Raw genomic sequence first — 24,361 nt, forward strand, 5'->3', positions numbered from 1 at the left:
CCAGCGAAACCCCGCTTCCTCAGCGGGCCAACGAACCTAAGGCACCAACCCCAGCCCGTCAACCCCGCCCCACCAGCGGCGTGGCGGGCTTCTATGCCCCCTGGCGAAACCGGTCAACCCCCCTTCCGCCAGGAAAGATACCATTCCGCAAAACGCGGGATCCCGACCTCGATCGAGGTGCGCGGTTCGAAGCCGCACACCGCGCGGATCGCCTCGATATCGGCGAAGGTTTCCTCGACATCCGTCGCCGGGCGCGGCGTATCGACCACGGCCGCCTTACGCCCCAGCGCCGCTTCCAGAACCTCGACGAAGCGGCGCACCTCGACGCTGCGGTGGTTGCCGATGTTCAGCAGCCGCGGCGCATCACCGGGGGCCGGATGGTCGAGGCAGCCCAGCACGCCAGCGGCGATGTCCTCGACGAAGGTGAAGTCCCGCTTCAGCCGCCCGCCATCGTAGAGGGTGATCGGCCGGCCGGAGAGAATCGCATCCGCAAACAGCCAGGGCGCCATATCTGGCCGCCCCCACGGTCCATAGACCGTGAAGAACCGAAGCCCGGTCTGCGGCAGCCCGAACAGGTGCGCGTAGGATTCGCTGATCAGCTCGGCCGAACGCTTGGTCGCGGCATAGAGCGATACCGGGTGATCGACCCGGTCCGATTCGGCGAAAGGCAGCTTGCGGTTGCCGCCATAGACCGAGGAGGACGACGCATAGACGAAATGATCGACCCGCTTCAGGCGTCGCGAGGCTTCGAGCATCACGAGATGCCCCATCACGTTCGCCTGGACGTAGGCATAGGGATCGACCAGCGAATGCCGCACCCCCGGCTGAGCCGCGAGGTGTACGATTCGCGTCGCGTCCGGTTCCCGTTCCGCCAGCGACAGCATCGCCTCGCGATCCGCCACATCGGCCTCGACGAAGGCAAAACCGGCGTGGCCCTCCAGCCGGGCCAGGCGCGCCCGCTTCAGCCGGACGTCGTAGTAGGTCGAGAGGTTGTCGACGCCGATCACCCGCTCCCCGCGCGCGACGAGCGACTCGGCGACATGCATGCCGATGAAGCCCGCCGCGCCGGTCACCAGGACGGTCATGCGCGGATCAGCCGGTCCTCGAGCAATTCCATCACGGCATGCCCCAGCGCGATGTGCGCTTCCTGCACCCGTGCCGTCACCGGGCTCGGCACCAGCAACACATGGTCGCACAGCGCCCTCGCCGGCCCGCCATCCACGCCGAGCATCCCGACCGTGACGATGCCCATCTCCCGCGCCGTCTCGAAGGCCCGCAGCACGTTGGGGGACTTGCCGCTCGTCGTTATGCCGAACAGGACGTCGCCCCTTCGTCCAAGGCCGGACAGCGGCCGCGCGAAGACCTGCTCGAAGCCGTAATCATTGCCCCCGGCCGTCAGCGCCGTCGGGTCGAGCGTCAACGCGATAGCGGGCCAGGATGCCCGCTCCACACTGGACCGCAGGCGGATCAACAGCTCGGTCGCGAGATGCTGCGCATCTGCCGCGCTGCCGCCATTGCCGCAGAAGAACAGCCGCCCGCCGCCGCGAATCGCCGCCTCGCAGGCCGCGACGACTCCGAGCACGGCATCCGCGGCCTCGCCCGCGAGGCGACGCCGCAGCACGGCGCCCTCCTCCATCATCGCCGCGAAGCGGGCGGCCTCGTCCATCTCAGCTGTCCGCGGTGATGCCGTTGGTGCGGATCACGCGACCCCACTTGTCGATCTCGGCCGCGAGGAACCTCCCGCACACCTCGGGCGAGGAGGCCTGTACGTCGCAGCCCTGCTCCTCGATCTTCGCCTTCACATCGGGGTCGAGCACGGCACGCGTCAACGCCTCGTGCATCCTGCGCATGATCGGCTCCGGCGTGCCGGCGCGGCCGAGGAAGGCCCACCAGGTCGGCGCCTCGAAATCCGCGAGGCCCTGCTGGGCGAAGGAGCGCACGCCGGGCACGTGACGCGTCTCCTCCTTCGTCGTCACGCCGAGCGGCCGCAGGATGCCGCTGCGGATGTGCTGGCTGATGATGACGACGTTCGACATGAAAAGCGGCACGTTGCCCGCGACCGCGTCCTGCACGGCAGGCCCGCCGCCGCGATAGGGCACATGGGTCAGCCGGATGCCGGCCTCGCTCGTCAGCAGCGTCGTCGAGACATGCGCCAGGCCCCCCACGCCCGAGGTGGCGTAGCCGATCGTGTCCGGCGCGCGCTTCGCCGCATCGACCACGTCCTGGAAGGTCCGGTACGGCGTGTCCTTGTGCGCCACGAGTGCGAGCGGTCCCGTCGCCACCAAGCTGACCGGCGCGAAGGCCTCCATCGCCCGGTAGGGCAGGCGCATGACGGTCTGGTTCGTCGCCTCGTTGTCGTAGGCGAGCATCCAGGTGTAGCCGTCGGGCTGGGCGCGGGCCATCTCGATCCCGCCGATCGACCCGGAAGCGCCGCCGCGGTTGTCGATGATGACCGGCTTGCCGAGACCCTCGGACAGCTTCGCCTGGAACAGACGCGCAATGGTGTCGGTCGACCCGCCCGGCGGGAACGGAATGATCACGCGCACCGGTCGCTCGGGCCAATTGCCCTGGGCCAGCCCCAACCGCGGAGCGGCGAGCCCAACGGCCGCGATGGCCAGCATTGCGCGACGATTCATCCCTGGGCACTCCCGATAGCAACGTTGCGGGGCAGATGACACGGCGGCGCGGCGCGCTCAAGACTGGGTGACCGCGGCCTCCGCGAATCCGGCCCGTATCGCTTCGGCAAGGGTCTCGACGACCGAGCTGCTGCCGGCGCCGGTGAAAAGCAGGATCGCGAAGTCGGGCAGCGAAGGCATCCCGTCCTCGGCCCCGAGGAACCGAAGCCCGGACGGCAGCGGCCCCGGCAGCCCGATGGTGACCGCAAGCCCAGCCAACGCCGGCGCCAGCGTCCCGGCCTGGGAGGTGCTGGTATAGGCGACGCGCCAAGGCAGGCCGGCCTCGTCCAGCGCCTTCACCGCCGCCCGGTGCCAGACGCAGCGCGGCTGCGCGGTGGCAAGCGGGATCGGGGACCGACGATGCGTCGCGTGCTGGGTCGACCCGATCCAGCGCAGCCCGGCGCGCCACAGCGGCTGCCCCATCATCCCCGGCCTTTCATTGCCCTCGGAGAGCAGCGTCAGGTCGATCTCGTCATCCTCGAGTCGCTGGACCAACTCGTTGGATGGCGCACAGGTGACCTCGACCTCGACCGCCGGATGGACCTCGGCAAAGCGAGCCAGGATCCCCGGCAGCCAGCGCAACGCGTAGTCATCCGGGGTGCCGAGCCGCACCGTCCCCGAGACCGCCGGCGTGCGGAAGGTCGTGACGATCTCGTCATGCATGGCGAGCAACCGCCTGGCCCGGTCGAGCAGCCAAGCGCCATGCGGCGTGGTCTCGACCCCGCGCGGTCCGCGGAGCAGCAGAGGCTGGCCTAGTGTCTCCTCGAGCCGACGGATCTGCATCGACACCGCGGATTGCGTCCTCCCGACGGCATTGGCCGCGCGGGTGAAGGACCCGCCCTCCGCGATCAGCACGAAGGAGCGCAGCAGGTCGGGATCGATTCCAGGGGGAATGGACAGCATGGAATTGCCCTCCAGGCAGTCGATATCAATGATGCTGATCTTTAACGTCAAGCGATTTCGTTTTTCTGATGCTGCATGTGCTGCCAAGTTCCGGGCCCAGGCGCTTTCAGGAGGACCGCCACATGACGACCCGCAGCCTTGCCACCACCCTCACCGTCCGGACGCTCGCCGTGCAGGGCACGGCCTGGATCGCCTGGCTGCGACGCGTCCTCCAGGCCGCCGAGAGCCGCCGCCACCTCGCCGAGATGGATCGCCGGATGCTCTCCGACATCGGCATCACGCGGTCCGAGGCGCTCGAGGAAGCGGCCCGCGCGCCCTGGGACCTGACGCCCTCGCGCCGCTGAACGACCACGGGCATGCGGCGGCGCAAGACGCCGCCGCACCGGCTGCGGCACCATGCTCCGGGATCTTCCGGAGCGCCGCATGCCCGCCCCCATCCGCCCCGATTTCTGGGCCGCCCCGGCCGAGACGGTCTTCGCCGACCTCAGCGCATCACCGAGCGGGCTGACGCATGAGGACGCCGCTCAGCGCCTTGCTCTGTACGGGCGCAACAATGCCGGCGCCCCGGCGGCGCGGCGCATCCCCGCCCGCATCCTGGCCCGGCTGACCGAACCGCTCGTCGCGATCCTGATCGTCGCCGCCCTCATCTCCGGCGCAACCGGGGACTGGGCGAGCTTCACCATCATCCTCTGCATCCTCGCCGCCTCCGTGGCGCTCGACGTGGTGCAGGAACACCGGGCCGAGGCCGCGGCCGAGGCGCTGCGCCGCTCCGTCGCCATCCATGCCGTCGTATTGCGCGACGGCGCCCCCACGGAGATCCCGGCCGAGGAGGTCGTCCCCGGCGATATCGTAGACCTCACCGCCGGCGACCTGGTGCCGGCCGACGGCATCGTTCTTTCTGCCCACGCCGCCCAGGCGAATGAGGCGCTGCTGACCGGCGAGCCCTACCCGGTCGAAAAGCGCCCGGGCCCGGTCGCCGCCGAGACGCCAGCCGAGGCGACCTCGGCCCTGTTCGGCGGCACCTCGATCGTCGCCGGCGAGGCCCGGATGCTGGTGGTCGCGACCGGCGCCGCCGCGCGCTTCGGCGGCATCGCCGCGGCGCTCCGGGCCGAGGCCCCGCCCTCCGCCTTCCAGCGCGGCCTGCACGATTTCGGCGTGCTGATCCTGCGCCTGACCGGCTTCCTCGTGCTCTTCGTGCTGCTGACGCACCTTGTCTCGGGACGGCCGGCGCTCGAATCCTTCCTCTTCGCCGTCGCCCTCGCGGTCGGGCTGACGCCCGAGCTGCTGCCGATGGTGATGACCGTGACGCTGTCGCGCGGCGCGCTGCGCATGGCGGCGCGGCGCGTGGTGGTGAAGCGGCTCGCGGCTGTGCACGACCTCGGTTCGATGGATGTGCTCTGCACCGACAAGACCGGCACGCTGACCGAGGCACGCATCGCCCTGGTCGGCCATCCCGGAGCGGACGGCGCGGAGGATCCGCGGGTGCGCGACCTCGCGGCGATCGCGGCCGGGCTGGGCACCGGGCTGCGCAGCCCGCTGGACGCAGCCATCCTCGCAACCGCGACGCCGGCCGAGGGCTGGCGCCACATCGCCGACGTGCCCTTCACCTTCGACCGCCGGCGTAATTCGGTGCTCGCCGGCCAGGACGGGCGCCGACTGCTGGTCGTGAAGGGCGCGGCCGAGGAGATCCTGCCCCATTGCATCGCGACCGGCCTGCCGGACGGGACGCCCGCACCGCTCGACGCCGCAGGACGCGCGCGGATCGCCGCGCTCGAAGAAGCCAAGGCCGCTGACGGTCTGCGCTGCCTCGCCGTCGCCTGGCGCGCGATGCCGGTCGACGCCGACGATGCTGCCATCGAGGACGAGACCGACCTCGTCTTCGCCGGCTTCTGCGTCTTCGTCGACCCGCCCAAGGCGGGCGCGGCGGAGGCGATCGCGCGGCTCGGGCGGCTCGGCGTGCGGGTGAAGATCGTGTCGGGCGATTCGCCAGCCGTGGTGCGACATCTGGTGGACACGCTGGGCATCAAGGCGCATGGGCTGCTGACGGGGGCGGAGATCGCGCACCTGTCGGACGGGGCGCTCGCGGCGCAGGCGCTGCGGACCGACCTCTTCGCCCGCGTCTCCCCGGACCAGAAGACGCGCATCATCCGGGCGCTGAAGGCACGCGGGCATCGCGTCGGTTTCCTGGGTGACGGAATCAACGACGCGCCGGCAATCCATGCCGCCGATGCCGGCATCTCGGTGGACGGCGCGACCGATGTCGCACGCGCGGCGGCCGACATGATCCTGCTCGACCACGACCTCGGCGTGCTGGCGGACGGCGTGGAGGAGGGCCGCCGCACCCACGCGAACATCATGAAGTATGTCCGGATGGGCACCTCCTCGAACTTCGGCAACATGCTGTCGATGGCGGTCGCCTCGCTCGCCATCCCCTTCCTGCCGCTGACGCCGATCCAGGTGCTGCTCAACAACCTGATCTACGACCTGAGCGAGACCGGCATCCCCTTCGATTCAGTCGACCCGACCGAGGCCGCGCGGCCGCACGGATGGAACATGGCCGAGGTGCTGCGCTTCACCCTGGTGCTCGGGCCGCTCTCCTCGGTCTTCGACCTCGCGACCTTCGGCATCCTGATCTGGGGCTTCGGCGCGGCGCCGGAGGAATTCCGCACCGCCTGGTTCGTCGAATCCATGGCGACGCAGATCCTGGTGATCTTCCTGATCCGCACCTCGGCGCCGGCCTGGCGGTCGCGGCCGAACCCGATCCTGGTCGCGACCTCGCTCGGCGCGCTGGCCGTCGCGCTGCTGCTGGCACTGACGCCGGTCGGCGCGGCCTTCGGCTTCGCGCCGCTGCCCGGGTCGCTGCTGCTCGCGATGGGCGGGCTGGTGGTGCTGTACTTGGCGGCAGCCGAGATGCTGAAGCGCGTGGCGATGGCATCACCGCGGCCGCATGGCCGCCACACGCACCGACACCTCAGCGCATCGTGACGGGCTGGCGTTCCAGTTCCGCGACGCGCGAACGCAGCGCGGCAAGTTCCGCCCGCATCGCCGCGATCTGCTCGCCCACCGGATCGTCCTCGGGGTGCGTGATGCCATAGCCGACGGTCGGGTCGGCGCAGAGCGAGCCGGCCGGCGGCCGTGCGGGGATGCCGACGACGGTGCAGCCCGCGGGAACGTCCTTCGTCACCACGGCATTGGCGCCGATGCGCGCCCCGTCACCCACCAGGATCGGCCCGAGCACCTGCGCCCCCGCGCCGATCGCCACCCCGTTGCCGACCGTCGGGTGCCGCTTGCCGGGCTGGCCCGACAGACCGCCGAGCGTGACGCCGTGATAGATCAGCACGTCGTCGCCGATTTCCGCCGTCTCGCCGATCACCACGCCCATGCCGTGGTCGATGAACAACCGTCGCCCGATCCGCGCACCGGGATGGATCTCGATCCCCGTGAGGAAGCGGCCGATATGCGAGACGAAGCGCGCGAGCCCCTTCAGCCCCGACCGCCACAGCCCATGCGCCAAGCGGTGCCAGAGCACGGCATGCAGCCCGGCGTAGCAGAGGATCGCCTCCGGCCAGGACGGCCGCGCCGGGTCGCGGTTGCGGATCGTGCGCGCGAGTTCGACGGCTTCCATGGGATCACGCCAGCCAGGGCGGCACGGGCAGGCCCTTGCCGCGCAGGAATTCCGGATTGAACAGCTTGGACTGGTAACGGGCGCCGCCGTCGCAGAGCAGCGTCACGATGCGGTGCCCAGGACCGAGCGCCTTCGCCACCTTGATCGCCGCCGCAACGTTGATGCCGGCCGAACCGCCGATCGAGATCCCCTCATGGATCTGCAGATCGAAGACCTGCTCCAGCGCTTCCTCATCCGTCACCTGCACGGCGTCGTCGATCAGCGCGCGGTCGGGCTCGAGGTTGCCGGGCACGCGGGCGGCCTGGCCGATACCCTCGGTGATCGAGTTGCCCTCAGCCTTCAGCGTGCCGGTCTTCACCCAGGAATAGAGCGCGCTGCCCATCGGATCCGCGAGGACGATGCGCACACCCGGCTTCCGCGCCTTCAGCGCCCGCGCCACGCCGGCGAGCGAACCGCCGGTGCCGCAGGAACAGGTAAAGGCGTCCACACGCCCATCCGTCTGGGTCCAGATCTCCGGGCCCGTCGTCGCCTCATGCGCGGCACGGTTCGCCGTGTTGTCGAACTGGTTGGCATGGACGGCGCCGAGTTCCTCGGCGAGTCGCCGGCTGAAATGGACGTAGTTGCCAGGATCGGAATAGGGCTTCGCCGGCACCAGGCGCAGGTCGGCGCCGATCATGCGCAGGAAGTCGATCTTCTCGCGGCTCTGGGTCTCAGGGATGACGATGACGGCGCGATAGCCGCGCGCATTGGCCACCAGGGTGATGCCGATTCCGGTGTTGCCCGCGGTGCCCTCCACGATCGTGCCCGGCTTGCCGGGAGTGAGCAGGCCGCGCTTCTCGGCATCGAGGATGATGCCGAGTCCCGCGCGGTCCTTCACGGACCCGCCGGGGTTCATGAACTCCGCCTTGCCGAGGATCTCGCAGCCCGTCGCCGCGCTGGCCCTCCGCAGGCGGATCAGCGGCGTGTTGCCGACCGCGCCTTCGAAACCGTCCACGATGCCGGTGGCCGGGGGCGGGACTGCGTCCATGAGGGGCGTTCCTTACTCTCTTATAGGGTGATGGTCGGGTGGCGCGCGCGGCGGGACAAGGGGCAGGAAATCCTTTCTCCTGAAGGCTTTGCGGGCAGAAATCCTTGGCGTTTCCACCCACCGCGAGGCCAAACCATCCGCGGTCCTTGACCTTCTGGCAGGCGATACGAGAACATAAAGCGAACATCAACGGCCCCATCCCAGGCCATGTCCGCCCCCCCGACCCAAGCCCCGCTCGACCGTCCCGCCCTGATCTCCGCGCTGCGCGCCCGCATCGCGCGGCTGGAACGCGCCGGCGCGGCCGAGGCCCTGGCGGCCCGCGGGGAGGAAGTGGTCCCGCTCTCCCCCGCCATCGACGCCGCGCTGCCCTGGGGCGGCCTGCCGCGGGCGGCCCTGCACGAGGTGCTGGCCGCCGAACCCGGCGCGGCCGCTGGCTTCGCCGCGCTGGTGCTGGCGCGCGCCGGCGGCACCGTGCTCTGGATCGCGCCGGAGCCGGATGCCTGGCCGCCGGGCCTCGCACGCTTCGGCCTCTCCCCCGCGCAGCTCGTCCTGGTGCGCGCGCCGCGCGAACAGGACGCCCTCTGGGCCATGGAGGAGACCCTCCGCTGCCCCGCCGTCGGCGCCGCGCTGCTGGTCGCGGGCGATCTCGACCTCACCGCGGCCCGTCGCCTGCAACTGGCAGCCGAGGCCGGTGGCGTGCTCGGCCTGCTGCTGCGGCCGGACGAGGACAACGCCGCCCCGACTGCCGCCCTGACCCGCTGGCGCATCGGCGCCGCGCCCTCCGGCAGCCGCAGCCCGCATGACCTCGGGGATCCGGCCTGGGCGCTCGACCTGCTGCGCTGCCGCGGCGGCAAGCCGGCCACCTGGCGCGCGGCCTGGCACGGCGACCGGCTGGTGACCGAGGACGGGGCGGCGGCGCGGAACGCGCCGGCACGGAGGCGGGCGTGAGGCGGCGATGCTGCAGGCCGCCGCGGATGGGGATGTCGGCGGCGGGGGGCCAGCCCCCCGAGCCCCCCGCCGGGAGGCAAAGGCCTCCCGGACCCTCGATTCCGTTGGGGCGAGAAGAGGCAGGGCGCGCCATGCCTCTCCCTCTCTTCGCCCCATTGACCGCGGGGTCCGGGGAGGCCGCAGCCTCCCCGGCGGGGGTCCAGGGGGCGGCGCCCCCTGGCCGCGCCCCCCAACCGCAGCGCCGCACCCTCGCCCTCCTCCTCCCCCGCCTGCCTGTCGAGCGCCTGCGTCGTCCCGGCCCGGTCGCCGTCTGGGCGCAGCGTGGGGCGCGGCGGGTGGTGGTCTCGGTCAGCGCCGAGGCCTCGGCTGCCGGGCTGCGGGCCGGCCAGGCTTTGGCGGATGCGCAGGCGATCCTGCCGGAGGTGGTGCTGGTGCCGGAGGATCCGGCCGGCGACGCCGCGGCGCTGGAACGCCTGGCGCTCTGGGCACTGCGCTTCACGCCGCTGGTGGGGCTGGTGGCGGAGGACGGGTTGATCCTCGACATCACCGGCGTGGACCATTTGTTCGGCGGCGAGGCCGCCCTGCGGGAGGAGGTGCTGGGCCGGCTCGGGCGCATGGGGCTGACAGCCCGCGGGGCGGTCGCAGGGATGGCGGGCACGGCGGTCGCGCTGGTGCGGGGCGGCTGGGAGGGCGTGCTGCCCACGAGGCAGGAGGCACCCGCGGTCGCGCCGCTCGGCCTCGCGGCGCTGCGGCTGGAACCCGATCTCGTCGGGGCCTTGCAGGGGCTGGGGCTGCGCGATGTCGGCAGCGTGGCGGCGCAGCCCCGTGCGGGGCTGGTGCGACGCTTCGGTGCCGGCCTGGCACGCGCGCTGGATGAGGCCCTGGGCCACGCCGCGCGCCCGATCACCCCCATCCGCCCGCCGCCGGAGATGGCAGTGGCGCGCGACTTCGCCGATCCGGTGGTGACGCGGGAAGGGATCGAGGCAGCGCTGGCCGGCCTGCTGGACGATCTGTGCCGCGCGTTGCGCGAGGCGGGACGCGGCGCGCGGCGGATGCTGCTGCGCACGCACCGCGTGGATGGGGAGGTGCAGGACATCGCGATCGGCACGGGCCTCGCGACGCGGGACCCGAAGCACCTCGCGCGCCTCTTCCAGGGGAAACTGGACCGCCTGGCGCCGGAGTGCGGCTTCGAGCGGATCACGCTGGAAGCGCCACGCACGGATCCGCTGACCGGCGCGCAGGAAAACCTCGGCACGGCGGGACGCACGGCGCGGCAGGAGGAACTGGCGCAGCTGCTCGACCGGCTGTCGCAGCGCCTGCCGGTATGGCGGCTGGCGCCGCGCGCGAGCCACTGGCCGGAACGCGCCATGGCGCGCGCCGATCCCTTCGCGCCGGTGGCGGTGCCCGAGGGCTGGGCGCCGCGGCCGCGACCGGTGCGGCTGCTGCGCAAGCCGCCGGCGCTCGAGGTGATGGCGGAAGTGCCCGACGGCCCGCCCTTCCGGCTGCGCCTCGGCCGCGCCTGGCAGCGCGTACTGCGCGCCGAAGGCCCCGAGCGGATCGAACCGGAATGGTGGCGTGACCGGCCCGACCGGCTGCCGCGCGACTATTATCGCGTGGAGCTGGAATCGGGCGCGCGGCTCTGGGTCTGCCGCGCCGGTCCGATGGGGGCCGAGGCGCGCTGGGTGCTGCACGGGCACCTCCCGTGACCGGCTTCGCCGAGCTCGGTGCGCTGACGAATTTCTCCTTCCTCGAGGGCGCGTCGCATCCGCACGAGATCGTCGCGACGGCGAAGGCGCTCGGCCATGCCGCGATCGGCGTGGCGGACCGCAATTCCTTCGCCGGCGTGGTGCGCGTGCATGTCGCGGCGCGGGAGGAAGGGCTGCGCTTCGTCCCCGGCGTGCGACTCTGCCTGGAGGATGGCTTCGACTACCTCGCCTGGCCGACCGACCGTGCGGCCTGGGGGCGGCTGACGCGGCTGCTCTCGGCGGGGCGCATGGCGGCGCCGAAGGGGGAATGCCGCATCGATCGCGCGGCGCTGGTCGCGCATGCGGCGGGCAGCGTCATGGCCCTGGTCGCGCCCGCGGCGGCCGGGGCGGATTTCGCGGCAAGGCTGCGTGCCGATGCCGCGGCGCTGCATCCGCATCTCGCCCTGCCGCTCTTCTGCGCCGTCGCGCATCGCTTCCGCGGGGACGACCGCAAGCGGCTCGATGCGCTGGCGCGGATCGGCCCGCCGCTGCTCGCCGCCGGCGGTGCGCGCTTCCACGGGCCGGAACGACGGCGGCTGGCCGATGTGCTGACCGCAATCCGCCTGCGCACCACGGTCGATGCGCTCGGCTTCGCGGCGGAAGCGAATGCCGAGGCGCATTTGAAGCCGCCGGCCGAGATGTGGCGCCTCTTCCAGGGGCACGAGGAGGCGGTGGCGAACACGGCCCGCGTGGTCGAGGCCTGCCGCTTCAGCCTCGACGAACTGCGCTACGAATACCCGAAGGAGGTCCTCGACGCCGGCCGCACGGCGCAGGAGACGCTGCAGGCGCGCATCGCGGAGGCGCTGCGGGCACGCTGGCCGAACGGCCCGTCGGCGAAACTGCGCCGGCTGCTCGACGAGGAACTCGCGCTGATCGCGCAGCTCGACTACGCGCCCTATTTCCTCACGGTGCACGAGATCGTCCGCTTCGCGGAAAGCCAGGGCATCCTGTTCCAGGGGCGCGGCTCGGCGGCGAATTCTGCGGTCTGCTACGTGCTCGGCATCACCGCGGCGGATGTCGAGACGCATAACCTGCTCTTCGCCCGCTTCCTCTCGACCGCGCGCAACGAGCCGCCCGACATCGACGTGGACTTCGAGCATGAGCGGCGCGAGGAGGTGATCCAGCACATCTACCAGCGCTACGGCCGCGACCGCGCCGCGCTCTGCGCCACGCTGAACCGCTACCGGCCACGCGGCGCGATCCGCGAGGTCGGCAAGGCGCTCGGCCTGACGGAGGACATCACCGCCGGCCTCGCCAAGGCCGTCTGGGGCCCGCGCGGGGACCGCGACATGACGGAGGTCGCGGCCGAGAAGGGCCTCGACGCGGCGGCCGACCCGCGCCTCGCGCTCGCGATCGAACTGGCGGAGGAGATCCAGGACTTCCCCCGCCACCTCTCCACCCATGTCGGCGGCTTCGTCATCACCGAGGGGCCGCTGGTCGAACTCGCCGTCGTCTCCAACGCGGCGATGGAGGACCGCACCACCCTCGAATGGGACAAGGACGACATCGAGGCGCTGCGCATGCTGAAGGTCGATGTGCTCGGCCTCGGCATGCTGACCTGCCTGAAGCGCGGCTTCGCGTTGATCGAACGACACCACGGCAGGCGCATCGGGCTGCGGGACCTGCCGCCCACGGATCCCAGGGTCTATGCGATGCTGCGCAAGGCGGACGCGGTCGGCGTCTTCCAGGTGGAAAGCCGCGCGCAGATGAACATGCTGCCGCGCCTCAAGCCCAAGGAATTCTACGACCTGGTGGTGGAGGTCGCGATCGTCCGCCCGGGGCCGATCCAGGGCGACATGGTGCATCCCTACCTGCGACGGCGGGACGGACTGGAACCCGCGGACATCCCCTCCCCCACCCAGGGCGATCCGAACGAGCTCAGGGCCGTGCTGCAGCACACCTACGGCGTGCCGCTCTTCCAGGAACAGGCGATGCGCATCGCCATCGTCGCCGCCGGCTTCACGCCGACCGAGGCGGATGCGCTCCGCCGCGCCATGGCGACCTTCCGCAACGAGGGCAAGGTCGCCGCCTTCCGGCAGAAATTCATCGGCGGCATGCTCCGCCGCGGCTATCCGGAGGACTTCGCCGAGCGCTGCTTCCACCAGATCGAGGGCTTCGGCAGCTACGGCTTTCCGGAAAGCCACGCCATGTCCTTCGCCCTGCTCGTCTACGCGAGCGCCTGGGTGAAGTGCCACCACCCCGCGGTCTTCGCCTGCGCGCTGCTCAACAGCCAGCCCATGGGCTTCTACGCGCCGGCGCAGATCGTGCGGGACGCGAAGGACCACGACGTCGCGGTGCGCGCCATCGACGTGACCGCGAGCGACTGGGACTGCACCCTGGAGCACGATCCGCGCAGCGCGGAGGGATTCGCGCTCCGGCTTGGCCTGCGCCTGGTGACGGGCTTGGGGTCTGAGGATGCGCGGAAGCTCGCGGAGACGCGGGCAGAAGCGCCCTTCGCTTCCATCGCGGATCTCGCGCAGCGGACGCGGCTCGACCGCGGAGCGCTGGAGGCGCTGGCGCAGGCGGACGCTTTCCGCGGCCTCGGCCGTGACCGCCGCGCGGCACTCTGGGATGCCGCAGCGCTCTCGGTGCCAGCGCCCCCGCTCGCCGCGCATGAAGGCGCCGAGGCCGCCCCGCGCCTGCCGCGTGCGACGGCCGGCGAGCAGACGGTGCTCGACTATGCCGGCACCGGCCTGACGCTGCGCGCCCATCCGCTGGCGCTGCTCCGCCCGCAGTTCGAAGCGCTGCGCCTCGCGGACACGCGCGCGCTCGCGGCCGGGCGGCAGGGGCAAAGGCTGCGCCTGCCCGGCCTCGTCCTGGTGCGCCAGCGCCCCGGCAGCGCCAAGGGGGTGGTGTTCTTCACCATCGAGGACGAGCACGGCATCGCCAACCTCGTCATGTATCCCGACATCGCCGAGCGCTTCCGCGCCACGGTGGTCGGCGCGCGCCTGATCGTCGCGGAAGGCACCGTCGAGCGACACGACGCCTCCGAGGTGCCGATCCTCCACCTGCTCATCCGCCGGGTGGAAGACCGGACCGACCTGCTGGAAGGCCTGCACCTGCAGGAGACCCCCCGCTGGGACGCCGCCATGGCCCGCGCGGACGAGGTGCGTCGCCCCGACTACCGCCGCGATGCGCCCCCGCGGCTGCGCATGCCGCCGAGCCGCGATTTCCACTGACATCTAGTGTTATTGCGAATCATTCTCATTTGCTGTAGTCATGGCCCGGAAAGGAGTCCCGATGAGCACAGCAGGCATTCCCCGCTGGCCCTGGGCCGACGCCGAGACGGACGATCTGCCCCCGCCCGAGCGCCTGCTGCTGGACGCGATCCGCGCCTGGCACGCGGCCGCCCGCGCCGCCACGCCGCCCTTGCCCGCAGCGCAGATGGTGCTGGTGACCGAGGAAGCCGGCATCGCCGCCCCGATGCTGGATGCGCTGCTGCGTGCCGCCCCGGTCGCCGCGGGCTGCCCGCTCTGCCCGCGGGTGACGCTGCAGGAAGCAGCGCTGCTGCTCGCCTGCGCCCTAGCCCAACGCGGCGCGCGCAGCGAGGCGCTCGCCGCGCTGCTCCGCCTCGTGCCACTGCAATCGGCCTATGGCGCGATGCCGCCGGCGATCCACCTCGGCTGCGCGCTGCGCCGCGCCGGCCTGCTGATGCGCCACCCGATCAGGGAGGCGATCCGTCCCCGTCCAGCGGCGCGAGGGTGACGATCTCCGTTCCTTCCTCGACGCTGTCGCCCGCCGCGCAGCCGACATGGGCGACGATGCCGTCGGCCGGCGCGGCGATGCGCAACTCGGTCTTCATCGCCTCGAGGATCGCGACGACCTGGCCGCGCGCGACGCGGTCGCCGGCGGCGACCAGCACCTGCACGACGCGCCCCGGGATCGGCGCCGAGAGCCGCCCTTCCGCCGCTGCCTCGCCCGCCGCCGGCGCGTAGGAATCGACCAGGCCAAAGACGAACCGGTCGTCCAGCCAACCGATCTCGATCGTCTCCTCGTCCTTGGCGTAGCGGATCCGGCGCTCCGCGCCGCCGAGCCGCACGCTCGCGCCCCCCTCGCGCCAGCGCGCGGCGACATCCATCGCCGCGCCGCCATCCACGACGATGCTCATCGCCCCGCGCCGGAGGGAGACGTTCACCTCCCGGATCGCCGCGCCGTCCCTGAGGCGGAGATGAACCGTGGCCGCGCCCTGCAGCCGCCACCCATCCTTGCGGTCCCAGGGCGAGGCCGCCCCGCCACGCAGCGACGCGCCCGCATCCTCCCCCCAGCGACACAGGAGATGCATGGCAGCCGCCGCGGCGACGGCTTCGGCCGGTGCCGTCTCGGGCGGCGGAATCAATGAGTCGCGATGCCGGGCGAGAAAACCGGTGTCGAGTTCCGCCGCGCGCATCGCGGGATGGGCCGCCAGGCGCGCGAGGAAGCCGAGATTGGTGGCAAGGCCACCGACCTCGGTCCGCGCCAGGGCAGCATGCAGCCGGGCCAGCGCCGCCCCCCGGTCCGGCCCCCAGGCGACGATCTTGGCAATCATCGGATCGTAGTGCGGCGTGATCGAATCGCCCGAACGCACGCCGGTTTCGATGCGAAGGTCGTCCGACGCCGCCGGCGTGCCGAAGTGGCGCAGCCGCCCGGTCGAGGGCCGGAAGTCGTGCGCCGGGTCCTCGGCGTAGAGTCGCACCTCGACGCTGTGGCCGCGCGGTTCCGGCGCGGATGTCAGCGGCAATGGCTCGCCGGCGGCGACGCGGAGCTGCAACTCGACCAGGTCGAGGCCGGTCACCATCTCCGTCACCGGATGCTCGACCTGCAGCCTCGTGTTCATCTCCATGAAGAAGGCGTCCTCGCCTTCGACGATGAACTCGACGGTGCCCGCATTGACGTAGCCGACCGCGCGGGCCGCCGCGACGGCGGCGTCGTGCAGGCGGCCGCGCAGCGCGGGCGAGAGGTCCGGCGCCGGCGCTTCCTCCAGCACCTTCTGGTGGCGCCGCTGCACCGAGCAGTCGCGCGTATGCAGGTGCAGCGTGCCGCCATCGCGGTCGGCGAACACCTGCACCTCCACGTGTCGGGGCTTCTGGAGGTAGCGTTCCAGCAGCACGCGGTCGTCGCCGAAGGCGGCCCGCGCCTCGCGCCGCGCGCCCGCCAGCTCGTCGAGGAAGTCCGCGGCCGAATAGACCGGGCGCATGCCCTTGCCGCCGCCGCCCGCGCTCGCCTTGATCAGCACGGGAAAGCCGATGCGCGCAGCTTCCGCCGCCAGGCGTTCCTCCGACTGGTCCTCCCCGTGATAGCCCGGCACCACGGGCACGCCGGCCGCGACCATCAGCGCCTTGGATTCGGCCTTGCTGCCCATGGCGCGGATGGCGGAGGCCGGCGGGCCGACGAAGGCGATGCCGGCCGCCGTGCAGGCTTCGGCGAAATCGGCGTTCTCCGACAGGAAGCCGTAGCCGGGATGGATGGCCTCGGCGCCTACGGCGCGCGCGACCTCGATGATGCGGTCGGCGCGCAGGTAGGACTCGCGCGCCGGCGCAGGGCCGATCGGATGCGCCTCGTCGGCCAGCGCGACGTGCAGGGCGTTGGCGTCCGCCTCGCTGAAGACGGCGATGCAACGGATGCCCATGCGCTGCGCCGTGCGCATGATGCGGCAGGCAATCTCGCCCCGGTTGGCGATGAGGAGGCTGCGGAACATCACATGCGGAACACGCCGAAGCGCGTCTCCTCGATCGGGGCGTTCAGCGAGGCGGCCATGGCAAGTCCGAGCACGTCGCGCGTATCGGCGGGGTCGATGATGCCGTCGTCCCACAGCCGCGCGGTGGCGTAGTAGGGATCGCCCTCGCGCTCGTACTTCTCGCGGATCGGCGCCTTGAAGGCGTCCTCCGCCTCGGGGCTCCAGGATTCGCCGCGCGCCTCGATGTTGTCGCGGCGCAGGGTGGCGAGCACGCTCGCCGCCTGCTCCCCGCCCATCACCGAGATGCGCGAATTCGGCCAGGTGAACAGGAAGCGCGGCGAATAGGCGCGCCCGCACATGCCGTAGTTGCCCGCCCCGAAGGACCCGCCAGTGATGACGGTGAACTTCGGCACGTTCGCGCTGGCGACGGCCGTGACCAGCTTCGCGCCGTCCTTGGCGATGCCGCCGGCCTCGTATTTCCGCCCCACCATGAAGCCCGCGATGTTCTGCAGGAACAGCAACGGAATGCCGCGCTGGCAGCAGAGCTCGACGAAATGCGCCCCCTTCTGCGCCGATTCCGAGAACAGGATGCCGTTGTTCGCCAGGATCCCGACCGGCATCCCCCAGATCCGAGCGAAGCCGCAGACCAGCGTCGTGCCGTAGCGGTGCTTGAACTCATCGAGCTCCGATCCGTCGACGATCCGCGCGATGATCTCCCGCGCCTCGACCGGCGTGCGCAGGTCAGGCGGGACGATCCCGTGCAGTTCCGCCGGGTCGTAGCGCGGCGGCGTCGGATCGCGCGTCGCGAGTGTCGCGCGCGGCCCTGCCCCGAGATTGGCGACGATCCGCCGCACGATGCCGAGCGCATGCATGTCGTCCGCCGCGAAATGGTCGGCGACGCCGGACAGCCGCGTATGGACATCCGCGCCGCCGAGATCCTCGGCGCTCACCACCTCCCCCGTCGCCGCCTTCACCAGCGGCGGGCCGGCGAGGAAGATCGTGCCCTGCTCGCGCACGATCACCGCCTCGTCGCACATGGCGGGCACATAGGCGCCGCCGGCGGTGCAGGACCCCATCACCGAGGCGATCTGCGGAATGCCCGCCCCCGACATGCGCGCCTGGTTGTAGAAGATGCGGCCGAAATGCTCGCGATCGGGGAAGATCTCGTCCTGGTTCGGCAGGTTCGCCCCGCCCGAATCAACCAGATAGATGCACGGTAGCCGGTTCTGCGCGGCAATCTCCTGCGCCCGCAGGTGCTTCTTCACCGTGACCGGGTAGTAGGTGCCGCCCTTCACCGTCGCATCATTGGCAACGATGACGCATTCGCGGCCCGAGACGCGGCCGATGCCGGTGATCATCCCGGCGCCCGGAACCTCCCCGCCATACATGCCATGCGCTGCGAGCGGCGAGAGTTCCAGGAACGGGGCGCCGCGGTCGATCAGGCGCTCCACGCGCTCCCGCGGCAACAGCTTGCCGCGCGCGACGTGCTTCTGCCGCGCCGCCTCGGGCCCGCCGGCCGCGGCCTCGGCCGTGCGGGCGCCGAGCGTGTCGAGCAGCCCGCGCATCGTCGCCGCATTCGCGCGGAACGGTTCCGAGCGCGTGTCGACGGAGGAGGAAAGGACGTGGCTCACGCGGTTTCCTTGAACAATTCGCGGCCGATGAGCATGCGGCGGATCTCGCTGGTGCCGGCGCCGATCTCGTAGAGCTTGGCGTCGCGCAGCAGCCGGCCCGGCGCGTTCTCGTTGATGTAGCCATTGCCGCCGAGGATCTGGATGGCATCCAGCGCCGCCTTGGTCGCGGCCTCGGCGGCGAACAGGATCGCCCCGGCCGCGTCCTTGCGCGTCGTCTTGCCCTGGTCGCAGGCGCGCGCCACGGCATAGACGTAGGCCCGGCAGGCATTCAGCACCGTGTACATGTCCGCGAGCTTGGCCTGGATGAGCTGGAACTCGCCGATCGCCTGGCCGAACTGCTTGCGCTCATGGACATAGGGCACGACGAGATCCAGGCAGGCCTGCAGTATGCCGAGCGGCCCCGCCGCCAGCACCGCGCGCTCATAGTCGAGCCCCGACATCAGCACGCGCACGCCGCCGCCGACCTGCCCGAGCACATTCTCCTCGGGCACCTCGCAATCCTCGAAGACGAGTTCGCTGGTAGGCGATCCGCGCATGCCGAGCTTGTCGAGCTTCTGCGCCGGCCTGAACCCCTTGAAGTCGCGCTCGACGATGAAGGCGGTGATGCCCTTCGGGCCGGCCGCGAGGTCCGTCTTGGCATAGACCACCATGGTCTCGGCGTAATGCGCGTTGGTGATCCACATCTTCGTGCCATTCAGCACGTAGCGGTCGCCGCGCTTGTCGGCGCGCAGTCGCATGGACACGACGTCGCTGCCCGCCCCCGGCTCGCTCATCGCCAGGGCGCCGAGATGCTCGCCCGAGATCAGCTTCGGCAGATAGCGCCGCTTCTGCTCCTCGCTGCCGTTGCGGCGGATCTGGTTCACGCAGAGGTTGGAATGCGCCCCGTAGGAGAGGCCAACGGAGGCCGAGGCGCGGCTGACCTCCTCCATCGCGACGCAATGGGCGACGTAGCCCATGTTCGCCCCGCCATACTCCTCCTCGACCGTGATGCCGTGCAGGCCCAGCGCGCCCATCTCCGGCCACAGGTGCCGGGGGAATTCGTCAGTGCGGTCGATCTCGGCCGCGATCGGCGCGATCCGCTCGGACGCAAAGGACCGCACCGTGTCGCGCAGCATGTCGACCTCGTCGCCGAGGCCGAAGTCGAGGGTCGGGATCTGGTTCTTGGTCATGGCGTCTCCTCCCCTGCAGGATCGCCGCCGGGGGGCGCCGTGCCAAGCGTCTTCGCAGGCTACCCCCGAAGGGCTATGGCGAGCGGCGGGTCGTCCGTGGTCAGGCACTCGATCCCGAGGCCAAGCATCCGGCGGATCGACGCCTCATGGTTCGCCCCCCAGACCGAGACGCGGATGCCCGCGCCCTGGAAGGCCGCGCAGCCCTCGGCATCGAGAACCGATTGCGGCAGGCCGATCTCCGGAAACCCATACGCCTTGGTCACCGCGATCGCGCCGCGGATGCCGAGCGAGGCATAGGTCCGGCCTTCCATCAGCCAGGCGACGCCCGCAAGCCCACCTGCAGCCTGGGCTTCCGCCGCCGTCCCCGCATCGAAGGCGATGACCCAGGATTTGCGCCGCAGGCCGTACTGGTCGAGCGCCGCCATGACGCGCGACACCAGGCCCCGATAGGGCCGCCCATCGGTATCGCCCTTCACTTCAATCCGCGGCGCGATGGCGGTGCCGCGATAGACATCGAGCATCTCGCCGAGCAGCGGCACCGTCCCGCCCGCGCAGCCCTTCACCCGCAGCCGGGTGACGGCCGAGGTGGGCAGCGCCGCGACAGGCCCGGTGCCATCCGTGGTCCGGTCGAGGGTCGCGTCATGCATGACCACGGCATCCCCGTCGGCCGAGGCATGGACGTCGCATTCCACCTGCTCGAGCGCGAGGCCCGCGGTCGCGCGGAAGGCCGTCATGCTGTTCTCGGGCCAGAGGAAGGCACCGCCGCGGTGGCTGGCGATGGCGGTGCGGGGCTCGGTCATGGGGCGCTGTCTCGAATGTGTAGTGCCGGTCCGGAACCGCGAGGGCAGACCATCGCCTCGGCGACCCGTCCCGGGAAGGCGCCGCCAGACCCGCTTTCGTTAAGGAAAGCTGTGACACGCTTCGCCCAATGGTGGCAATAACGGCACGGGTTCGCGTGCCAGGAGGTATGCATGGTCCGGTCCGTGATCCACAGGATCGCGTCCGCCGCACTCTTGGGGGGCTTCCTGGCCCTTCTGCCGGCGTTCCCGGGGGCGCAACCCGCTCCCCAGGGGGAAACCCCGATCCGGCTCAAGATCGTCGGCGGCCTCGCGGATGTCAGCCAGTACGTCCGCTACGAGGAGCCGTTCTGGCGCCAGCACCTGCAGGAGGTCTCGGGCGGGCGGCTGCGCGCCGAGATCGCGCCCTTCGACCGCAGCGGCATCCGGGCGCAGGAAATGCTGGCCCTCATGCGCCTCGGCGTGGTGCCCTTCGGGACGGTGCTGCTGGCCGTGGTCAGCACCGAGGAACCCGAATTCAACGCCGTCGACCTGCCCGTCGTGAACCCGGACATGGCGGCGCTGCGCCAGACGATCGCGCTCTACCGCCCGCATCTCGAGGCCCTGCTGGCCGAGCGCTACGATGTCGAGCTCCTCGGCATCTACACCTACCCGGCCCAGGTCGTGTTCTGCAAAGCGCCCTTCAGCGGGCTCTCCGGCCTGGCCGGGCGCCGGATCCGGACCTCCTCGGTCGGCCAGTCGGAGATGTTCGCCGCCCTCGGCGCCACCCCGGTCGTGATCCCGTTTGGGGAAACACTTGCCGCCCTGCGGTCGGGTGTCGTGGAATGCGCGGTGACCGGCACCCTCTCGGCGAACTCCATCGGCCTGCATGAGGTGACCACTCATGTGCATGCCATGGCGATCACCTGGGGCCTGTCGGTCTTCGGCGCCAACCGCGCCGCATGGCAGGCACTGCCCGAATGGGCCCGGACCCTCATCCGGGAGGAGGTCGGAAAGCTTGAGCAGGAGATCTGGCAGGCTGCCGAGGTCGAGACCGGCGAGGGCCTCGCCTGCAACACCGGGCAGGGGAACTGTGCCACGGGGCGGCGCGGGACGATGACGCTCGTGCCCGTCTCCCCGGCCGACGAGACCCGCCGGCTCCGCCTGCTGACGGAAAGCGTCCTGCCCGGCTGGGTGCGCCGCTGCGGGGAAGCCTGCGTCGACGCCTGGAACACGCGCCTGGCGCCGGCGCTCGGCGTGGCGGCCCGCAACGACTAGCGATGCAGAACACGCGCTTCCTCCGCCGCGCCATCCTTCTCGGAGCCCTGGTGCTGCTCGTTGCCCAGACGGTCGTGACCCTCACGATCATCGGCCGGGCGCGGGACGCCCAGGTCCGGGCGGCGGAGGAAACGGTCGAGCGCGTGAGCATCGCGACCGAGGCGTCCATCAATCGCGCCTTCGTGCAGATCGACGCCATGCTGGCCGGCCTGCCGGCCATGATGGCCCCCTTCGCGATGAACGACCGGATGGAGGTCAACTCGCTGAACCGCGTGCTGCGGCAGCTGATCAACCAGAACTTCACCTACCGGGACATCCTGCTGCTTGGATCCAACGGCCTGCCGATCGCGACCGCCCTGCCGGTGTCGCGCCGGCGGCGGCTGCCCCTGCCGGTCGACACGGGCTTCTCGGACCTCGCGGCGACCAGCGGCGGCCTCGCCATCGGCGGCCCGGTCCAGAACCCCAGCACGGGGGAATGGACGCTGTTCTTCGCCCGCAACATCGTGGTTGCCGGCATCGGCCCGGTCCTGGCAGTGGCGGAGGTGCCCGTCCCCTCTGTCCGGACGCTGCTTTCCGCCGCCGGCGAGCGGCCGGGCATCCGCACCACGCTCGAACGCGACGACGGCACGCTGCTGGCCGCCGTGCCGCATGACGAGCTCCGCATCGGTCAGCACATCGGACGGCCGGCGATCCCGGTCGCCCCTGCCGCGCCGGTCCAGGTCACCAACAGCCGCTTCGACAACGAGCTCGTCTTCGCCGTCGCGCGCCCCGCGCTCTACGCGACGCTCGTCATCACGACGAGCTTCGATGTCGACGCCGCCATGTCCGGCTGGGACCAGGACCGGATCCGCGCGCTGTCCATCTCGAGCATGCTCGGCGCGATCGTCATCCTCATCGCGATCGCGCTGATGCTGATCCTGCGGCAGCGCGACAAGGCGGAGGAGGAAAGGGCCCGCGCGCGGCAGACGCTGGAGAACGCGCTGGAGGCCATGTCCGACGGCTTCGTCATGTTCGACGCCGAGGATCGCCTCGTCGCCTGCAACAGCCGCTACCTCGACTTCTACCGCCTCAGCGCGGAGTTCATCAAACCGGGCGCCCGCTTCGAGGACATCATGCGGGAGGGGTTCCGGCTCGGGCAGTACCCGCAGGCCGGCGACGACGTCGAGGCCTTCATCGCCTCGAGCAAGGTGTTCCACCACGGCAACCAGCCGCCCATGGAACGCCTGCTGCCCGATGGCCGCTGGGTCCTGATCACCGAGCGGCGGACCCCGGATGGCGGGACGGTCGGCATCCGCACGGACATCACCGCGCTGAAGCGCGCCATGCAGGACCTCGCCGCCGCACGCGATGCGGCGGCCGCGGCGGGCGAGGCGAAGACGCGCTTCCTGGCCCGCGTCTCGCACGAATTGCGCACGCCGCTGAACGGCGTCCTCGGCTTCGCGCAGGTCCTGCTGCACGACCCGCGCCTCACGCCGGAACAGCGCGAGCAGGTCAACACGCTTCACGAGGCCGGCCGCCACCTCCTCGAGCTGGTGAACGGCCTGCTGGACCTCTCAAAGATCGAGGCCGGGCGCCTCGACCTGGCACCCGAGGCGGTGGACCTTCGGCGCCTGCTCAACGGCTGCGCCACGCTGCTCGAACCCGAGATCGCGCGGAAGGCGCTCGCCTTCACCCTCGACGTCGATCCGGCATTGCCGGCGGCGGCGCGGCTCGACCCGCTCCGCATGCGGCAGTTGCTGCTGAACCTGCTGTCCAACGCCGTGAAGTTCACCCCTGCCGGCGGCCGGGTCGACCTTCGCGTCATGGCCGCGGCGGGTTCGCGCATGCGCGTCGAGGTGGCGGACACCGGCCCCGGCATCCCCAAGGAGAAGCAGCACCTTCTCTTCGAGGATTTCGTGCAGCTAACGCCGAATGCGGGCCCGGAAGCGCAGGGAACGGGCCTCGGCCTCGCGATCTCCGCCCGCCTCGCGGCGCTGATGGGCGGCAGCATCGGCTGCGAATCCCCCGCGGCCGGCGGTGCGCTCTTCTGGCTCGAGCTGCCGCTGGACGTCGCGCGGGCGGAAGATGTCCGCAGCACCGCCCATGTGCCCGACACGGGCGCGCAGGAAGGCGCCTCCCGACGCATCCTCGTCGTCGACGACGTCCCGGCGAACCGACAGATCGCGCAGGCCATGCTGGAATCCGCAGGGCATCGCGTGACGGTGGTGGACGACGGCGCGGCCGCGCTGCTGGCACTGACGCGCGACACCTTCGACGTCGTGCTGATGGACCTGCAGATGCCGCAGATGGACGGGTTCGAGACGACCCGCCGCATCCGCGCCATGGACAAGCCAGCCTGCGAGGTGCCGATCGTCGCGCTGACCGCCTCCGCCCTGCCCGAGCAGATCGAGGCGACCCGACGTGCCGGGATGGACGCGCATCTGTCGAAGCCGCTCGACCGCACCGCACTTCTGCAACTGCTGCGCGACATGCCCTCCCGCAGCGCCTTGCCGAGCGCGCAGCCCGACCAGCCGGAGACGCCAATCCTCGATCCTTCCGCGCTCGACGTGCTGGAGCGCGAACTCGGCCACGCGGCGCACGGCATTCTCGCCGAGTTCGTCGGCGAATTGCGCCGCGCGCTGGCGCTGCTCGCCAACGCCTCGCCGGCCGAGCGTAGCGACGCGGCCCATGTGCAGCACGCGGCGCATCGGCTGGTCGGCGCCGCGCGGACCCTCGGGGCCGTCCGCCTGGCGCAGGAGGCGGACACCTTGCAGAAGTCGGCGCGTGGCGGCGACGCCTCGGCCGAGCTGCAGGCGAACGTCATCGCCATCGCGCGCGCCACGCTGCCCGAGATCGAGCGGCGGCTCGGCGTCGCCGACATGGCGATCGGTCCCGCCCTGCAACGGATCGAGGCCGCCTAGCCCCCCGCCGTCTGGACCGCGCGCCGTGCTC

At 71.5% G+C, this 24,361-nt stretch carries 18 protein-coding genes; 8 read left to right on the forward strand and 10 right to left on the reverse strand.

What is annotated here, in order from left to right; all coding sequences use genetic code 11:
• Positions 1 to 113: 113 nt before the first annotated feature.
• Genes GWK15_RS19515 through GWK15_RS19530 form a run of 4 tightly spaced genes read right to left on the reverse strand, consistent with a single transcriptional unit; the run spans position 114 to position 3,578 of the window.
• A complete protein-coding gene (locus GWK15_RS19515; RefSeq protein WP_168043062.1) occupies positions 114 to 1,085 on the reverse strand; it encodes an NAD-dependent epimerase/dehydratase family protein in 972 nt (323 codons plus the stop codon).
• Positions 1,082 to 1,666 carry a D-sedoheptulose-7-phosphate isomerase gene (locus tag GWK15_RS19520; RefSeq protein WP_168043063.1) on the reverse strand — a complete coding sequence of 195 codons (585 nt, stop codon included), beginning with the start codon at positions 1,664 to 1,666 and terminating at the stop codon, positions 1,082 to 1,084. The genes GWK15_RS19515 and GWK15_RS19520 overlap by 4 nt, the downstream gene beginning before the upstream one ends.
• A 1-nt stretch (position 1,667) precedes the next feature.
• Positions 1,668 to 2,636, reverse strand: a complete 969-nt coding sequence (locus GWK15_RS19525; RefSeq protein ID WP_168043064.1) for a Bug family tripartite tricarboxylate transporter substrate binding protein — start codon at positions 2,634 to 2,636, stop codon at positions 1,668 to 1,670.
• A gap of 57 nt (positions 2,637 to 2,693) precedes the next feature.
• Complete coding sequence (locus GWK15_RS19530; protein WP_168043065.1) at positions 2,694 to 3,578, reverse strand: LysR substrate-binding domain-containing protein; 885 nt, start codon at positions 3,576 to 3,578, stop codon at positions 2,694 to 2,696.
• 122 nt (positions 3,579 to 3,700) lie between these two features.
• On the opposite strand from GWK15_RS19530, the gene GWK15_RS19535 reads away from it, so the two are divergent.
• Together GWK15_RS19535 and mgtA are read left to right on the forward strand one after the other, a co-directional pair.
• Positions 3,701 to 3,922: a DUF1127 domain-containing protein gene (locus GWK15_RS19535; RefSeq protein ID WP_168043066.1), complete on the forward strand. Its 222-nt coding sequence runs from the start codon at positions 3,701 to 3,703 to the stop codon at positions 3,920 to 3,922.
• A 79-nt stretch (positions 3,923 to 4,001) separates the two neighbouring features.
• Positions 4,002 to 6,563: a magnesium-translocating P-type ATPase gene (gene mgtA, locus GWK15_RS19540; RefSeq protein WP_209442315.1), complete on the forward strand. Its 2,562-nt coding sequence runs from the start codon at positions 4,002 to 4,004 to the stop codon at positions 6,561 to 6,563.
• Here mgtA and cysE read toward each other — a convergent pair.
• Together cysE and GWK15_RS19550 are read right to left on the reverse strand one after the other, a co-directional pair.
• Positions 6,550 to 7,203, reverse strand: coding sequence for a serine O-acetyltransferase (cysE, locus tag GWK15_RS19545; protein ID WP_168043068.1), 654 nt, complete (start codon positions 7,201 to 7,203; stop codon positions 6,550 to 6,552). The genes mgtA and cysE overlap by 14 nt on opposite strands.
• Before the next feature lie 4 nt (positions 7,204 to 7,207).
• Positions 7,208 to 8,230: a cysteine synthase A gene (locus GWK15_RS19550; protein ID WP_168043069.1), complete on the reverse strand. Its 1,023-nt coding sequence runs from the start codon at positions 8,228 to 8,230 to the stop codon at positions 7,208 to 7,210.
• Positions 8,231 to 8,437: 207 nt separating this feature from the next.
• On the opposite strand from GWK15_RS19550, the gene GWK15_RS19555 reads away from it, so the two are divergent.
• The 4 genes from GWK15_RS19555 to GWK15_RS19570 all read left to right on the forward strand — a co-directional run bounded on the left by GWK15_RS19555 (position 8,438) and on the right by GWK15_RS19570 (position 14,628).
• Positions 8,438 to 9,178: an ImuA family protein gene (locus GWK15_RS19555; protein WP_168043070.1), complete on the forward strand. Its 741-nt coding sequence runs from the start codon at positions 8,438 to 8,440 to the stop codon at positions 9,176 to 9,178.
• A gap of 155 nt (positions 9,179 to 9,333) precedes the next feature.
• A complete protein-coding gene (locus tag GWK15_RS19560; RefSeq protein ID WP_168043071.1) occupies positions 9,334 to 10,884 on the forward strand; it encodes a Y-family DNA polymerase in 1,551 nt (516 codons plus the stop codon).
• Positions 10,881 to 14,102 (forward strand): error-prone DNA polymerase, encoded by a 3,222-nt coding sequence (locus GWK15_RS19565; RefSeq protein ID WP_168043072.1) that lies wholly within the window; start codon positions 10,881 to 10,883, stop codon positions 14,100 to 14,102. The genes GWK15_RS19560 and GWK15_RS19565 overlap by 4 nt, the downstream gene beginning before the upstream one ends.
• A 61-nt stretch (positions 14,103 to 14,163) precedes the next feature.
• Complete coding sequence (locus tag GWK15_RS19570; RefSeq protein ID WP_168043073.1) at positions 14,164 to 14,628, forward strand: hypothetical protein; 465 nt, start codon at positions 14,164 to 14,166, stop codon at positions 14,626 to 14,628.
• Here the strand turns inward: GWK15_RS19570 and GWK15_RS19575 are convergent.
• The 4 genes from GWK15_RS19575 to GWK15_RS19590 form a co-directional block, all read right to left on the reverse strand.
• Positions 14,588 to 16,597 (reverse strand): acetyl/propionyl/methylcrotonyl-CoA carboxylase subunit alpha, encoded by a 2,010-nt coding sequence (locus GWK15_RS19575; RefSeq protein WP_168043074.1) that lies wholly within the window; start codon positions 16,595 to 16,597, stop codon positions 14,588 to 14,590. The two genes, GWK15_RS19570 and GWK15_RS19575, sit on opposite strands and share 41 nt — an antisense overlap.
• Positions 16,597 to 18,141 carry a carboxyl transferase domain-containing protein gene (locus tag GWK15_RS19580; protein WP_168043177.1) on the reverse strand — a complete coding sequence of 515 codons (1,545 nt, stop codon included), beginning with the start codon at positions 18,139 to 18,141 and terminating at the stop codon, positions 16,597 to 16,599. The genes GWK15_RS19575 and GWK15_RS19580 overlap by 1 nt, the downstream gene beginning before the upstream one ends.
• 62 nt (positions 18,142 to 18,203) lie before the next feature.
• A complete protein-coding gene (locus GWK15_RS19585; protein ID WP_168043075.1) occupies positions 18,204 to 19,376 on the reverse strand; it encodes an isovaleryl-CoA dehydrogenase in 1,173 nt (390 codons plus the stop codon).
• A gap of 59 nt (positions 19,377 to 19,435) precedes the next feature.
• Entirely contained in the window at positions 19,436 to 20,176 is a 741-nt protein-coding gene (locus tag GWK15_RS19590; protein ID WP_168043076.1) for a glycerophosphodiester phosphodiesterase, read from the reverse strand.
• Between the two features lie 183 nt (positions 20,177 to 20,359).
• Between GWK15_RS19590 and GWK15_RS19595 the strand changes: the two genes are divergently transcribed.
• On the forward strand, positions 20,360 to 21,430 hold the full coding sequence (locus GWK15_RS19595; protein WP_338147298.1) for a TRAP transporter substrate-binding protein: 1,071 nt from the start codon (positions 20,360 to 20,362) through the stop codon (positions 21,428 to 21,430).
• Between the two features lie 2 nt (positions 21,431 to 21,432).
• Positions 21,433 to 24,330 carry an ATP-binding protein gene (locus GWK15_RS19600; protein ID WP_168043078.1) on the forward strand — a complete coding sequence of 966 codons (2,898 nt, stop codon included), beginning with the start codon at positions 21,433 to 21,435 and terminating at the stop codon, positions 24,328 to 24,330.
• Positions 24,331 to 24,361 lie beyond the last annotated feature (31 nt).

The sequence above is a fragment of the Neoroseomonas oryzicola genome, assembly GCF_012163135.1.
Classification (GTDB): Bacteria; Pseudomonadota; Alphaproteobacteria; order Acetobacterales; family Acetobacteraceae; genus Neoroseomonas; species Neoroseomonas oryzicola.